The following is a 15253-nucleotide window of genomic DNA, read 5'->3' as shown; positions in this document are numbered from 1 at the left end:
CTAGTTGGCAGGCTCGGCTGGAAAGCCTTCCGCACGCATTTTTCTCAACACATCCTGCCAGCGCGACAGGCGTTTGGTATCACCGACTTTCTTGTTGCCCTTGGCACCGGGCAGGTACAGCCCCTCGGCGTTGAATGAGTACACCGGGACCAGATCGGTGCGACGGGTGGCCGGCAGGATCTCATCCATCAGGCTGTCGAGCACCAGAGGGACGGCGTCGGGGGTCGAGTAATAGGTCAGGACCATGTGCGCTCGATTCTGCCGCAGGGCCTTGACGTAGGTAATGCGCAGTTTGTCGCTGGACACCCCCAGATGACGCAAACTGAAATACTTTGCGATGGCGTAGTCTTCACAGTCACCGGCGCCTTTCCAGAGTGCTTCGACGGGTGTCTCCCAATAGTCGACAACGTGCCAGAGATCGATGTCTTCCACGTAGGTCATTTGCTTGTTGAAGAACAAATTGACGACCTTGAGCTGCTCCTGCTCGCTGACCTGTTTTTCGCTCGCCAATAACCGCTGCCAGGCGTCAATACGTTGCTGGCCTTGGCCCAACGGCCCGTAGACGGCGGTGGCCTTGCGGCTGATCTGCGAGAAATCCCAATCAGCACGTAGCCCGCCGAGCATCAGGCCAGCCAGTAAAATTGCTGATAAAAGCCAGCAAAGCAGTCGATAGGGAATAAAACTTGCCGCCAAAGTGTTCAGTCCGTGAAAGAGACGGAATTTCAAGGAATGGTGAAGCCTGGCCCTGCAAAAAACAATGGCACAGTGCAATCATTCGCGGGAGCCGCGTTTTTATAACCGCCCCTTGTGAGAGACACAAAGTATGCTGTGTAAGCTCTTACAAACGGAAACTTTGGCTGTTTGACAAGCGCTTGGCCCATCTTTAGTGTTCTTTGGATCCAATTAGCCAATCTATTATTCAAAAAGGGAGGATAGCGCAACCGTGACGCAGAAGCCGAACCCATTAAGCAGCATCAAAATCAGCGGGCCTATTCCCGCCCATCTTGCGCGCTCCGTTATTGAAGAAACCTTGCGTAATGCCATTCTCGATGGGCGACTGCCCTGTGGCACCGCCATGCGCCAGCAAGAACTGGCCAGCCTGTTCGGCGTCAGCCGCATGCCCGTGCGCGAAGCCTTGCGCCAGCTGGAGGCGCAATCCTTGCTGCATGTGGTAACTCACAAGGGTGCCGTCGTCGCCCCGTTGATCGAGGACAATTCGGCTGAGACCTACGCCTTGCGCATGTTGCTGGAGTCCGAGGCCCTGCGCCTGTCGATTCCGTTGCTCACCGACGCGGACCTTGCTCAAGCCGAGGCCTGTATCAATGCGCTGGAAAGCGAAAAAGACTACACCGAGATTGGTCGGCTCAATCGCCTGTTCCACATGGTGTTGTACGGCAAGGCGCCCAACCAGCGGCTACTCACTCTGGTCGAGCACGGGTTGAACGAGGAGGAGCGCTTCCTGCGCTTCAACCTTGAAGCGATGGGGCTGGGCGAAACGTCCCAGGAGGATCACCGCGAACTGCTGAGCCTGGTGGCGCAGAAGAAGGTCGAGGAGAGCATCCTGACGCTGCGTAACCACTTGATGCGAGGCATGGAGGTGATCGCGACCTACCTCAGGGGCCTTGAGAGCGCCGACAAAAAAGCCGTGTAGTCGGTTTTTTCGCTTGTGCCTTTAATCCTTATGTGACGGAGCAACTTCCCTATCAGGATTGTTGCTCCGTCAGAAATAGCAAAAAAATCAACTAAAGGACAATTAACGCCGACTTAGCACACGGAAAAATCCCACCTATAGCCGGGCAACTTACTACGCATATAAATATCCGCAAAGTCCTTTAATACATTTGTATACCGGCTCAAACATTCAATCAGCTTATTATCTTCGTCCAGCAAGCTCCGCCTTCCCAAACCGCTGCGAGCGCCTATTTAAAGGCAGCGTCGTGCGCGTGGTCGCGGCCAAGTTACTCTTACACCCACAACTATAATATTCCAACACTGCTTTTACAGCACTCGCAACAACTATAGGCATCAACCATGCATCACTATTTACTTGAGCAAAAAAAACAAAAACTGTTCGGCCACCCGTTATTTACAGAAATAACCACCCTTGGCAAGTTACAACACTTTATGCAATACCATGTATTTGCTGTGTGGGACTTCATGAGCCTGACCAAACGCCTGCAACAGGACCTGACCTGCACGCAACTGCCCTGGCTCCCCTGCGCTGACGCGCACGCTGCCCGCCTGATCAATGAAATCGTATTGGCGGAAGAGTCGGACGAGCACCCGACACGGGGCTATTGCAGCCACTTCGAACTGTACCTGGACGCCATGACGGAAGTGGGCGCCAGCACTGTCGCAATCACCCGCTTTATCGAGCTGCAAAGCCAGGGAGTGGAGGTAAGCGCAGCGTTGCAAATGATCGGTGCGCCCCAAGGCGTGGCTCGCTTCGTCGACAGCACCTTGCAAATCGCTTTGAGCGCCCCGACCCACTGTGTGGCGGCGGCGTTTCTGCATGGCCGGGAGAGTGTGATTCCGTCGATGTTCAAGAGGCTTTTGCATAGCCATGCTTTCATAGCTCGGCAGGCCCCTATGTTATGTCACTACCTCAACCGCCATATCGAATTGGACGGCGATGACCACGGACCTGCTGCGCAACAGTTGCTAACGCACCTGATCGACGCCGACCCCAGTCGTCAGCGACAAACCGATAGCGCCGCACTCAGTGCCGTGGAAAGTCGTATTACCCTCTGGGACGACGTGCTGGCCTCGATGCAAGAGGTACGTCCGTGAACGCCGCCCACTACCAATCCTTTGCCGATGACTGGGAGCGTCGCGCAACCATCCGCACACGCCCCCGGCGGATGTTGGAAGACGACGACAAACTCATCTTCCCCCTGTGCCGCCAGCCTCTGGTGCTGAGTGCAACCTTTCTCAAGCACTGCCCACAATGGCGCGACTTCGTACTGGTGCAAAGCTTCTATAAATTCATCAATGACGTGGTGATTTTCGAAACCGAGATCGTCGACAAAACCGCGCGCAGCATTGCTAAAAATCGCTTCTCCCTGCCCTTCCCTCTCGCCTGCCGTTACGACGCGATGACGGTCGTTGTCGATGAGGATTATCACGCCCTGGTCGCGCTGGATTTTCTGCAGCAAGCCGTGGCAATGACCGGGATTGAACCGCTTGATCTACCCGGCCAAATTGAATTGGGCCGCGCGCTGCCGGCAGCCCAGGCGCAGGTACCGACATACTTGCACGATGCGGTTGAGTTGATCGGCGTCGCCATCGCTGAGAACACCGTCACCCATGACGTCGCAGCGTTCTCCAAAGACGGCAGTGTCAAATCCTCTGTGCGCGGCCTGATGGCCGACCATCTGTTTGATGAAGGGCGGCATGCGCGGTTCTGGACACAGTTGGTGCGCCTCTACTGGCAGTCGGCAAGCCCGCAAGATCGCGACCACATTGCCCAAGCCCTGCCCGTGTTCCTGACGCGCTACCTGACCAACGACCTACAAAAAGACTTCGACCTGCAACTGATCGAACACTTGGCTATCAGTGCCGACACTCGCCGGGCACTGCGCGATGAAATCCAGGCGCTGGATTTTCCCATCACCCATCAACATCCGCTGGTGGCCAATATCATGGGCTTTCTGCACCACAGCGGTGTCCTGCAAACCCCTAGCGTGGCACGAGCCCTAAGCGACTACCTGCCCGTATCGAGGAGGTTGGCATGAGGCGCTTGCAGATCGAGTGGCGGGGCACCAGTAAAGCTCTGGAGGCGCTCAAGCAGGAGCTGGAGCAATATGGGCATGTGGCAGGAACGGGGTCTGTCGACCTGGTGATTGAAGACGGGAGTCAGCCGTTGCCGCCCTCGCCCACCAGTGCGCCTTGGTTAAGCGTGCGCGTGGGTATCGGCCCGCTCTGCGAACACGGGCTGCCCTCACTGCAGTTGCGCTGCTATGACCGTGAGCGGCGCCTGCTGGCTGTGCAAGACGTTGCCGAGGAGCCCAGCGGCAATGGGCAGCGGTTGCGCCAGCAGGCAACGAATGCAGTGGTGGAGTGGGCTGCTTTGTTGGTCTGCGGTTTCTCAAGGGACCCCGCTTATTTCTCCACAACGGCCACTGCTAACGCCTGGCCTGAACAGGGCCTGCAAGAGCTGGATGCCTTGGCTTTCATGCATCGGTTCAACCGTACGGCAGACCCTGCCCTACTGCAAGCGGCTCGCACGCCCATGATCGAACGGCTGCAGGCCAGCCTTCATACCTTCGCGCATCGAACCGCGCTGAACATCGCCGGTCACGTGCTGACTTATCGGCAGCTCCAGCAACAAGCCATGGCAATCCAACAGCGCCTGCTTCCCCTGCTGGAGGGTGTCGAGTCACCCCGAGTAGTCGGCGTATGCCTGGAGAAATCCGCCGAACTGTACGCCAGCATTCTTGCAGTGCTTGGTTGTGGCGCCGTGTATTTGCCGCTGGCCCCGGACCACCCGGAGCAACGCCAGCACTGCATGCTGGCCAGCCTCAAGGCCTGCGTACTGCTGGAGAATGGCCAGCACCCGCTGCGAGAGCGTTTCGTTTCACTTGATGTGAGCCAGGTGGCCGCGCACAGCGCCGACATGACGCAACCGCTGATGCGCCATCGTCCCGGTGTCGACGAGCCCTGCGTGGCACTGTTCACCTCGGGTACGACGGGCCAGCCTAAAGGGGTACTGCTGAGCCAATACAACCTGGCGCATTTCACAGCCTGGCTCGTCGATTGCGTGGCGTTGGATCAACACAGCCGCGTGCTGCAGTTTTCGCCACTGGGCTTCGATTCGTCACTGATCGATATTTTCCCGGCCTTGATCGTCGGCGCCGAGTTGATTGTTCCCAGCCCAGGCCAACGTCACGACCCTCAACAACTGGTAGAGCTGATTCGCCAGCAACGCGTCACGCATGGGTTCGTACCACCGGCGCTGCTCAGTATCCTGCCGCTGGATCAGCCGTTAGGCATGTCTCATCTGCTGACCGGAGGTGATTTCTGCGAGCCCTGCGTGATCGAACAACTGGCCGATCAATGCCAACTGCATAACCTCTATGGGCCGACCGAGGCCACTGTGTTGGTGACCCATCGGGTATTCCAACGGGGCGACAGCCATCGCAATATCGGCCTCCCCATCGCCAACAGCCAGGTGCTGATTCTCGACGAGAACCTGCAGCCCGTGGATGAACAGGTAATGGGCGACTTGTACATTGTCGGCCCAGGCGTAAGCCTGGGTTATTCGAATATACCGTCTGGGGCCGACAACCCGTTCATGGCGCTGACGCTGCCCAATGGGCAAGTGCTACAGGCTTATCGCAGCAGCGACTTGGCGAAATGGACGCAAGGGGGCATCGAACTGGGCGGCCGCAGGGATGAGCAAGTCAAGATCCGCGGGTTTCGAGTTCAGCCTCAGGATATTGAGCAATGCTTGCGCGATAGCCGCTTGTATCGCCAAGTGGCAGTGGTGATCGATGCGACACACAGAGTCATCGGTTTTGCCGCCCAGCCAGAGCCTGGCGCAACGCTGGCAAGCCTGAAGGAACATGCTCGGCAGTGGTTGCCCGCATACATGCAACCCAGCGCTTGGAGCGAGTTGGCATGCATGCCCCGCTCGAATAACGGCAAGATCGATCGCAAGGCCTTGCTGGCCATGCCGATACCCGCCTCTCTCGGAGTCAGTCGCTACCGCGTACAAGACCCTTTGCACGCGCAACTGGCTGACCTTTGGGCTGAACTGCTGGGACTACCCGCAGACCAACTCTCGATCGATGACAGTTTTTTCAACCTGGGTGGCCACTCCATCCTGCTGTCGACGCTGTTGCTACGCCTGCGCGAGCAGTTTGGCCGTAGCTTCTGCCTGAGCCCCTTTTTTGAGACGCCGACCATCCGCACATTGGCCGCACTCATGGATGGCAGCGCGCTGCCGGATACACCGTCCAATCAGATGGAGCAAGATGCGACGCGAGCACTGGAGGTCGAGACGCTGCCCAAGGCTCTTGCGGGAGATTCGCGTAAAGCCATCGTCACCGGGGCGAATAGCTTTGTCGGGGTGCATATCGTCCAGGCACTGCTGGCTGGCGGAGCACAGGACGTGGCGTGCCTGGTGCGTGAGTTGCCCGGCCATTCGGCGGTGGCAAGGTTCACCCAGGCATTGCGTGAATACCGCTTGGAAGATCTGGACCTGAGCCGAGTGCAGGTATACGCCGCTGATATTCGTAAACCCCGCCTGGGCTTGGCGGACGATGTGTACGAGCACCTCGCCCGTCATTACGGCGTGGTGGTGCATAACGCCGCGCAGGTCAATCATGTGATGGATTACGCCTCACTCACCAAGGACAACGTCGAACCTCTGCTGGAGTGCCTGCGTCTTTGCGAGACCCACTGCAAGAAGGTCCTCAATTTCATCTCGACGCTGTCAGCCTGCAGCAGCGTGGACGTCGATGGCTACGTACTTGAAGCGCCTGCCCAGCGCACACTGCCGCTCTACGTGAAAAACGGCTACAACCTCTCCAAGTGGGTCGCCGAGCGGCTATTAGGACGAGCAGTCGAGCAAGGGGCCTGGGTTAATATTCATCGCCCAGGGAATATCAGCTTCAACAGCCAGAACGGTGTTTGTCAGCCACAGAAAAACCGCTTGCTGTTGATGCTAAAGGGGTCTCTGCAATTGGGGTTGGTGCCGCGACTGGAGGCCAATTTCGATCTGATGCCGGTGGACTTCCTGGCGCGGTTCATCGCCTTCCATAGCGCTCATTTTGACACCGAGCGAAACGTGTTCAACCTGCACAATCCGCAGCCCTTGAATTGGGATCAGTACCTGGATGCCTTCAGCGAGGCTGGGCACGTTTTTGACCGAGTAAGCGTTGAAGAGTGGCAACGAGCGTTGCGCAAAGTGAGCCGCGATAATGCCCTGTTCGGGGTGCTAGGCTTTTATCTGGACGGGCTGGGCGAAGACATCGGTGATACGTCGATGATCCGTTACGACAATGCCCGGTGGGGCGTGGAAAAAATGGGGATGTGCTATCCACCCAAGAACCAGCCACTGTTGCGCAAGGGCTGCGACTATCTGAGCGCTATTAGCTTCCTCTGAATAGCACCCTGGACAGGGCCAAGCAGTCGGAGCGAGAGGCCTCGCTCCGATGCAGTCAGAATCAAATTTTGAAGCTATCGACCAACTGCTTCAATCGGCTGGCCTGCTGGGACAGCGCATCGCAGTCCTTGAGCGTCTCGTTGAGGTTGGCCACACCCTGCTGGTTCAGCAGGTTGATCTGGTTGATATCGACGTTGAGGGTTTCAACCACTGCGGTCTGTTCTTCAGTGGCGGCCGCAACGGATTGGTTCATGCCATCAATCTCAACGATACGTTGCGTCACGCTGACCAGGCGCTCACCTGCCTGGTTGGCGACTTCAACACTTTCTTCGCTGGAAGCCTGGCTGGCGTTCATGGTGGTCACAGCTTCACGCGAGCCCACTTGCAGCGAAGTGATCATCTTGTGGATTTCTTCTGCCGACTCCTGGGTACGGTGCGCCAAATTACGCACTTCATCCGCCACCACGGCAAAACCACGCCCGGCTTCGCCAGCACGGGCCGCTTCGATCGCAGCGTTGAGGGCGAGCAAGTTGGTTTGTTGGGAAATGCCTTTGATCACATCTAGGATGTGCCCGATGTTGTCGGTACTGGCATTAAGGGTTTCGATCTGAGTGCAGGACAGGCTGATCTTTTGCGACAACTCGGACATCGCCTGGATAGTTTGCTCCACCACTTTACGACCATCATCAGCTTGCTCGCTGGCACCACTGGCATGCTGGGACGCATCCGCGGCGTTACGCGCGATTTCCTGGGTGGCAGCACCCAGTTCGTTGATGGCTGCGGCCACGCTGTTGGTACGCGCGCTCTGTTCGTCAGAACCGATGATCGACGCATTGGATGAAGCCATCACACGCTGGGACAAATCGTGCACCTGGCGCGTTGCCGAAGACACTTCGGAAATCGACGCATGGATTCGCTCGACGAACTGGTTGAATGCGCTGCCGACCTCGCCGAACTCGTCCTTGCTGGTCACGTCCAGACGTCGGGTCAAATCACCTTCGCCTTGGGCAATATCCTGCATGGCCACGCCCATGGTGGTCAGCGGGCGCAACAGGACTTGAATCAACAGGCTCAGGAGCACCGCAATGGCCACAACGGCAATCAACATTGCAATCAAGGCCGAAGTACGGAATTTGCCCAGCGGGGCGTAGGCTTTTTCTTTGTCGATCGACAGGCCAATGTACCAGTCAGCGCCAGGCAAGCCGCTGATAGGCGTGAAAGAGAGGATGCGATCCTGTCCTTTGAGTACGACGTCCTGGTTGAGCTTCTCAATGCGTACGTTGGTGCCAGGGTAGATGTCCTTGAGGTTCTTCATCACCTGGTCCTGGTCCGGACTGACGATGACCTGGCCATCACCGCTGACCAGGAACGCATGGCCGATACCACCGAAGTCTACCGAGTTGATGATCTTCACCAGTGTCTGCAGGCTCAGGTCACCACCGACAACACCCAACAACTCGCCGTTCTTTTTCACCGGCATGGCAATTGTCACGATCTGACCGCCCACAGCCGCCATATAAGGCGGAGTAAGCATGGTTTTGTCCGCCACTACTGCTTGCTTGTACCAAGGGCGCTGACGAGGGTCGTAGTCGTCAGGCATCTTCGCGTCAGGGCGCTGGGTGAATACCCCGTTGGCTTGTCCCACATAGGTGAACTGGAAGTTGCTGGTAAACGCTGGTTGATCGACCAAACCTGGGAGGTCGGCAGCGCTGCCCTGGTGGGCAACGTTCTGCGCCAGGTTCTCGAGGACTAGGATGCGACCACTGAGCCAGTTCTGCACACTGCTGGCGGTGAGCTCGCCGGATTGCTGGATGGACGACGTCAGGTTTTGCCTGATGGTGCTGCGCTGCAGGTAGTCGTTGTAGAGCGTGAATAACGCGAAGGCTAAAACCACGACGCCTGACGCGGCCAACAGAATTTTATGACTGAACTTGAGATTCATTTCATCGACTTCTTTTGCCAAAGGGGGGTGAGCGTGCCGAGTGGAACATTCCATGTACGGGATAGGCGGACTCTGCGGTCGCTCTATTTCGGTGCACGCATGGCTCGTCAGGCTTTCGGCCAAACTTCGACAAATCTTAGGAATTTGTGAGAAGCATCTTCTTTTAGCGTAGGAAACCGACAGGCGGTAGGTGTCGCGTAGATAGGCTGTGACGGGCCGTCCTAAACGACAAAACCCCTGTCTGCGTTAGCAGACAGGGGTTTCGGAATTCAATCTTGACGATGACCTACTCTCACATGGGGAAACCCCACACTACCATCGGCGATGCATCGTTTCACTGCTGAGTTCGGGATGGGATCAGGTGGTTCCAATGCTCTATGGTCGTCAAGAAATTCTGTGTACCAGACCGTTGCGCTCTGGCAACGTGCCGGTGAAATTCATGAGCTTCTACATAAACAAAACCCCTGTCTGCGTTAGCAGACAGGGGTTTTGGAATTTAATCTTGACGATGACCTACTCTCACATGGGGAAACCCCACACTACCATCGGCGATGCATCGTTTCACTGCTGAGTTCGGGATGGGATCAGGTGGTTCCAATGCTCTATGGTCGTCAAGAAATTCGGGTACTGAGTCGTGGCCAGTTGGCCTCGCTTCAGCAAATTGGGTAGGTGATAGATCTCGGTGTTTTGTGAGCGTCGAACTTTCGGTTTATCTTCGTCTTCACACACCGCAATCTGATGCTCGTTAGAGTAGTCAAATTGCTTGGGTGTTATATGGTCAAGCCTCACGGGCAATTAGTATTGGTTAGCTCAACGCCTCACAGCGCTTACACATCCAACCTATCAACGTCGTAGTCTTCGACGGCCCTTCAGGGAACTCAAGGTTCCAGTGAGATCTCATCTTGAGGCTAGTTTCCCGCTTAGATGCTTTCAGCGGTTATCTATTCCGAACATAGCTACCCGGCAATGCCACTGGCGTGACAACCGGAACACCAGAGGTTCGTCCACTCCGGTCCTCTCGTACTAGGAGCAGCCCCTCTCAAATCTCAAACGTCCACGGCAGATAGGGACCGAACTGTCTCACGACGTTCTAAACCCAGCTCGCGTACCACTTTAAATGGCGAACAGCCATACCCTTGGGACCGGCTTCAGCCCCAGGATGTGATGAGCCGACATCGAGGTGCCAAACACCGCCGTCGATATGAACTCTTGGGCGGTATCAGCCTGTTATCCCCGGAGTACCTTTTATCCGTTGAGCGATGGCCCTTCCATACAGAACCACCGGATCACTAAGACCTACTTTCGTACCTGCTCGACGTGTCTGTCTCGCAGTCAAGCGCGCTTTTGCCTTTATACTCTACGACCGATTTCCGACCGGTCTGAGCGCACCTTCGTACTCCTCCGTTACTCTTTAGGAGGAGACCGCCCCAGTCAAACTACCCACCATACACTGTCCTCGATCCGGATAACGGACCTGAGTTAGAACCTCAAAGTTGCCAGGGTGGTATTTCAAGGATGGCTCCACGCAGACTGGCGTCCACGCTTCAAAGCCTCCCACCTATCCTACACAAGCAAATTCAAAGTCCAGTGCAAAGCTATAGTAAAGGTTCACGGGGTCTTTCCGTCTAGCCGCGGATACACTGCATCTTCACAGCGATTTCAATTTCACTGAGTCTCGGGTGGAGACAGCGCCGCCATCGTTACGCCATTCGTGCAGGTCGGAACTTACCCGACAAGGAATTTCGCTACCTTAGGACCGTTATAGTTACGGCCGCCGTTTACCGGGGCTTCGATCAAGAGCTTCGCGTTAGCTAACCCCATCAATTAACCTTCCGGCACCGGGCAGGCGTCACACCCTATACGTCCACTTTCGTGTTTGCAGAGTGCTGTGTTTTTAATAAACAGTCGCAGCGGCCTGGTATCTTCGACCGGCATGAGCTTACGGAGCAAGTCCTTCACCCTCACCGGCGCACCTTCTCCCGAAGTTACGGTGCCATTTTGCCTAGTTCCTTCACCCGAGTTCTCTCAAGCGCCTTGGTATTCTCTACCCAACCACCTGTGTCGGTTTGGGGTACGGTTCCTGGTTACCTGAAGCTTAGAAGCTTTTCTTGGAAGCATGGCATCAACCACTTCGTTACCTAAAAGGTAACTCGTCATCAGCTCTCGGCCTTAGAATCCCGGATTTACCTAAGATTCCAGCCTACCACCTTAAACTTGGACAACCAACGCCAAGCTGGCCTAGCCTTCTCCGTCCCTCCATCGCAATAACCAGAAGTACAGGAATATTAACCTGTTTTCCATCGACTACGCTTTTCAGCCTCGCCTTAGGGACCGACTAACCCTGCGTCGATTAACGTTGCGCAGGAAACCTTGGTCTTTCGGCGTGGGTGTTTTTCACACCCATTATCGTTACTCATGTCAGCATTCGCACTTCTGATACCTCCAGCAAGCTTCTCAACTCACCTTCACAGGCTTACAGAACGCTCCTCTACCGCATCACTTACGTGATACCCGTAGCTTCGGTGTATGGTTTGAGCCCCGTTACATCTTCCGCGCAGGCCGACTCGACTAGTGAGCTATTACGCTTTCTTTAAAGGGTGGCTGCTTCTAAGCCAACCTCCTAGCTGTCTAAGCCTTCCCACATCGTTTCCCACTTAACCATAACTTTGGGACCTTAGCTGACGGTCTGGGTTGTTTCCCTTTTCACGACGGACGTTAGCACCCGCCGTGTGTCTCCCATGCTCGGCACTTGTAGGTATTCGGAGTTTGCATCGGTTTGGTAAGTCGGGATGACCCCCTAGCCGAAACAGTGCTCTACCCCCTACAGTGATACATGAGGCGCTACCTAAATAGCTTTCGAGGAGAACCAGCTATCTCCGAGCTTGATTAGCCTTTCACTCCGATCCACAGGTCATCCGCTAACTTTTCAACGGTAGTCGGTTCGGTCCTCCAGTTAGTGTTACCCAACCTTCAACCTGCCCATGGATAGATCGCCCGGTTTCGGGTCTATTCCCAGCGACTAGACGCCCTATTAAGACTCGCTTTCGCTACGCCTCCCCTATTCGGTTAAGCTCGCCACTGAAAATAAGTCGCTGACCCATTATACAAAAGGTACGCAGTCACCCAACAAAGTGGGCTCCCACTGCTTGTACGCATACGGTTTCAGGATCTATTTCACTCCCCTCTCCGGGGTTCTTTTCGCCTTTCCCTCACGGTACTAGTTCACTATCGGTCAGTCAGTAGTATTTAGCCTTGGAGGATGGTCCCCCCATATTCAGACAAAGTTTCTCGTGCTCCGTCCTACTCGATTTCATGACTAAGAGATTTTCGCGTACAGGGCTATCACCCACTATGGCCGCACTTTCCAGAGCGTTCCGCTAATCTCAAAGCCACTTAAGGGCTAGTCCCCGTTCGCTCGCCACTACTAAGGGAATCTCGGTTGATTTCTTTTCCTCAGGGTACTTAGATGTTTCAGTTCCCCTGGTTCGCCTCTTGCACCTATGTATTCAGTACAAGATAACCATCTTATGATGGCTGGGTTCCCCCATTCAGACATCTCCGGATCAAAGTCTGTTTGCCGACTCCCCGAAGCTTTTCGCAGGCTACCACGTCTTTCATCGCCTCTGACTGCCAAGGCATCCACCGTATGCGCTTCTTCACTTGACCATATAACCCCAAGCAATCTGGTTATACTGTGAAGACGACATTCGCCGAAAATTCGAATTTCTCAGTTAAGAGAACTCACAAATTTTACCTTAGCCTGATCCGTTACCAGTGAAAGTAACGTTCAGTCTATCTTTCTATCACATACCCAAATTTTTAAAGAACGAACTAGTCAAAGACTAGAAATCAACATTCACCATCACAACAATGGAATGCTCATTTCTAAGCTTTATACAAACAGAAGCAGTAGTGGTGGAGCCAAACGGGATCGAACCGTTGACCTCCTGCGTGCAAGGCAGGCGCTCTCCCAGCTGAGCTATGGCCCCGTATTTCTACAGGCGTTTCCCACACAAAATTGGTGGGTCTGGGCAGATTCGAACTGCCGACCTCACCCTTATCAGGGGTGCGCTCTAACCAACTGAGCTACAGACCCAATTTCGGGCTGCTTCTTTTCGTCTTCTTCAATGAATCAAGCAATTCGTGTGGGAACTTATGGAGCAGCTGATGTCGTCGATTAAGGAGGTGATCCAGCCGCAGGTTCCCCTACGGCTACCTTGTTACGACTTCACCCCAGTCATGAATCACACCGTGGTAACCGTCCTCCCGAAGGTTAGACTAGCTACTTCTGGTGCAACCCACTCCCATGGTGTGACGGGCGGTGTGTACAAGGCCCGGGAACGTATTCACCGCGACATTCTGATTCGCGATTACTAGCGATTCCGACTTCACGCAGTCGAGTTGCAGACTGCGATCCGGACTACGATCGGTTTTATGGGATTAGCTCCACCTCGCGGCTTGGCAACCCTCTGTACCGACCATTGTAGCACGTGTGTAGCCCAGGCCGTAAGGGCCATGATGACTTGACGTCATCCCCACCTTCCTCCGGTTTGTCACCGGCAGTCTCCTTAGAGTGCCCACCATTACGTGCTGGTAACTAAGGACAAGGGTTGCGCTCGTTACGGGACTTAACCCAACATCTCACGACACGAGCTGACGACAGCCATGCAGCACCTGTCTCAATGTTCCCGAAGGCACCAATCTATCTCTAGAAAGTTCATTGGATGTCAAGGCCTGGTAAGGTTCTTCGCGTTGCTTCGAATTAAACCACATGCTCCACCGCTTGTGCGGGCCCCCGTCAATTCATTTGAGTTTTAACCTTGCGGCCGTACTCCCCAGGCGGTCAACTTAATGCGTTAGCTGCGCCACTAAAAGCTCAAGGCTTCCAACGGCTAGTTGACATCGTTTACGGCGTGGACTACCAGGGTATCTAATCCTGTTTGCTCCCCACGCTTTCGCACCTCAGTGTCAGTATTAGTCCAGGTGGTCGCCTTCGCCACTGGTGTTCCTTCCTATATCTACGCATTTCACCGCTACACAGGAAATTCCACCACCCTCTACCATACTCTAGTCAGTCAGTTTTGAATGCAGTTCCCAGGTTGAGCCCGGGGATTTCACATCCAACTTAACAAACCACCTACGCGCGCTTTACGCCCAGTAATTCCGATTAACGCTTGCACCCTCTGTATTACCGCGGCTGCTGGCACAGAGTTAGCCGGTGCTTATTCTGTCGGTAACGTCAAAATTGCAGAGTATTAATCTACAACCCTTCCTCCCAACTTAAAGTGCTTTACAATCCGAAGACCTTCTTCACACACGCGGCATGGCTGGATCAGGCTTTCGCCCATTGTCCAATATTCCCCACTGCTGCCTCCCGTAGGAGTCTGGACCGTGTCTCAGTTCCAGTGTGACTGATCATCCTCTCAGACCAGTTACGGATCGTCGCCTTGGTGAGCCATTACCTCACCAACTAGCTAATCCGACCTAGGCTCATCTGATAGCGCAAGGCCCGAAGGTCCCCTGCTTTCTCCCGTAGGACGTATGCGGTATTAGCGTCCGTTTCCGAACGTTATCCCCCACTACCAGGCAGATTCCTAGGCATTACTCACCCGTCCGCCGCTCTCAAGAGAAGCAAGCTTCTCTCTACCGCTCGACTTGCATGTGTTAGGCCTGCCGCCAGCGTTCAATCTGAGCCATGATCAAACTCTTCAGTTCAAACATCTTTGGGTTTTTAAGAAACCCTAAACTTGGCTCAGCAATCGTTGGTTACATCTTTGATTTCTCGCGGAGTAACTTGTGATGCTGATAATCTTGTTGACTATCAGTCTGACTCCACAAGCACCCACACGAATTGCTTGATTCAGTTGTTAAAGAGCGGTTGGTTAAGATCTTTCGTCTCAACCGAGGCGCGCATTCTACAGCAGCCTCATTTGCTGTCAAGTGGTTATTTTCAGAAGTTTTCGAAGATTTCTTCAACAACTTCAACCACTTGCGCTTGCGATCTCTCGTAAGCGGGAGGCGAATTCTACAGCGTTACACGCTGCTGTCAACACCTCTTTTTCAACTTCCTTTTGGCTTCGATGGACTGAAGCAGCTTGCTGTCGAGAACCGCGTAACTCATTGTTTACCAAGGAGTTTTCTGTTTCGACTGCGCCGGAAGTGGGGCGAATTATAGACAGATATAATTCGCCGTCAACTCTTAA

6 protein-coding genes, 2 tRNA genes and 4 rRNA genes are annotated in these 15253 nt (G+C 54.8%); 4 read left to right on the top strand and 8 right to left on the bottom strand.

Features of this window, described 5'->3' with window-relative positions; genetic code table 11:
• Entirely contained in the window at nucleotides 1-624 is a 624-nt protein-coding gene (gene lapG / locus HU731_RS16700; protein WP_225931476.1) for a cysteine protease LapG, read from the bottom strand.
• A gap of 319 nt (nucleotides 625-943) precedes the next feature.
• Between lapG and HU731_RS16695 the strand changes: the two genes are divergently transcribed.
• From HU731_RS16695 to HU731_RS16680, 4 genes are all read left to right on the top strand, one after another.
• Nucleotides 944-1651 carry a GntR family transcriptional regulator gene (locus HU731_RS16695; RefSeq protein ID WP_056789475.1) on the top strand — a complete coding sequence of 236 codons (708 nt, stop codon included), beginning with the start codon at nucleotides 944-946 and terminating at the stop codon, nucleotides 1649-1651.
• Between the two features lie 380 nt (nucleotides 1652-2031).
• On the top strand, nucleotides 2032-2790 hold the full coding sequence (locus HU731_RS16690) for a DUF3050 domain-containing protein (RefSeq protein ID WP_186609505.1): 759 nt from the start codon (nucleotides 2032-2034) through the stop codon (nucleotides 2788-2790).
• Nucleotides 2787-3734 (top strand): diiron oxygenase, encoded by a 948-nt coding sequence (locus HU731_RS16685; RefSeq protein WP_186609503.1) that lies wholly within the window; start codon nucleotides 2787-2789, stop codon nucleotides 3732-3734. Before HU731_RS16690 ends, HU731_RS16685 begins: the two co-directional genes overlap by 4 nt.
• Nucleotides 3731-7108 (top strand): amino acid adenylation domain-containing protein, encoded by a 3378-nt coding sequence (locus HU731_RS16680; RefSeq protein ID WP_186609501.1) that lies wholly within the window; start codon nucleotides 3731-3733, stop codon nucleotides 7106-7108. The genes HU731_RS16685 and HU731_RS16680 overlap by 4 nt, the downstream gene beginning before the upstream one ends.
• 61 nt (nucleotides 7109-7169) lie before the next feature.
• Here HU731_RS16680 and HU731_RS16675 read toward each other — a convergent pair whose 3' ends face one another.
• From HU731_RS16675 to HU731_RS16645, 7 genes are all read right to left on the bottom strand, one after another.
• Nucleotides 7170-9050, bottom strand: coding sequence for a methyl-accepting chemotaxis protein (locus tag HU731_RS16675; protein WP_044270342.1), 1881 nt, complete (start codon nucleotides 9048-9050; stop codon nucleotides 7170-7172).
• A 273-nt stretch (nucleotides 9051-9323) separates the two neighbouring features.
• Nucleotides 9324-9439: ribosomal RNA gene (gene rrf, locus HU731_RS16670) — 5S ribosomal RNA — on the bottom strand.
• 111 nt (nucleotides 9440-9550) lie between these two features.
• Nucleotides 9551-9666: ribosomal RNA gene (gene rrf, locus HU731_RS16665) — 5S ribosomal RNA — on the bottom strand.
• A 158-nt stretch (nucleotides 9667-9824) separates the two neighbouring features.
• Nucleotides 9825-12716: ribosomal RNA gene (locus HU731_RS16660) — 23S ribosomal RNA — on the bottom strand.
• A gap of 247 nt (nucleotides 12717-12963) precedes the next feature.
• Nucleotides 12964-13039 (bottom strand) — tRNA-Ala (locus tag HU731_RS16655).
• Nucleotides 13040-13069: 30 nt separating this feature from the next.
• Nucleotides 13070-13146 (bottom strand) — tRNA-Ile (locus tag HU731_RS16650).
• 82 nt (nucleotides 13147-13228) lie between these two features.
• A 16S ribosomal RNA gene (locus tag HU731_RS16645) occupies nucleotides 13229-14765 on the bottom strand.
• Together the 16S, 23S and 5S rRNA genes with 2 tRNA genes alongside form the textbook arrangement of a ribosomal RNA operon.
• Nucleotides 14766-15253 lie beyond the last annotated feature (488 nt).

The sequence above is a fragment of the Pseudomonas salmasensis genome (assembly GCF_014268375.2).
GTDB lineage: Bacteria > Pseudomonadota > Gammaproteobacteria > Pseudomonadales > Pseudomonadaceae > Aquipseudomonas > Aquipseudomonas salmasensis.
The sequence above is the reverse complement of the archived record's forward strand: the minus strand, read 5'-3'. Positions and strand labels throughout refer to the sequence as shown.

What these genes read in the sequence shown, in the direction of transcription:
- lapG (WP_225931476.1), bottom strand. Translation starts at nt 624, where the DNA reads ATGCTCGGCGGGCTACGTGCTGATTGGGATTTCTCGCAGATCAGCCGC.
- HU731_RS16690 (WP_186609505.1), top strand. Translation starts at nt 2,032, where the DNA reads ATGCATCACTATTTACTTGAGCAAAAAAAACAAAAACTGTTCGGCCAC.
- HU731_RS16680 (WP_186609501.1), top strand. Translation starts at nt 3,731, where the DNA reads ATGAGGCGCTTGCAGATCGAGTGGCGGGGCACCAGTAAAGCTCTGGAG.
- HU731_RS16675 (WP_044270342.1), bottom strand. Translation starts at nt 9,050, where the DNA reads ATGAATCTCAAGTTCAGTCATAAAATTCTGTTGGCCGCGTCAGGCGTC.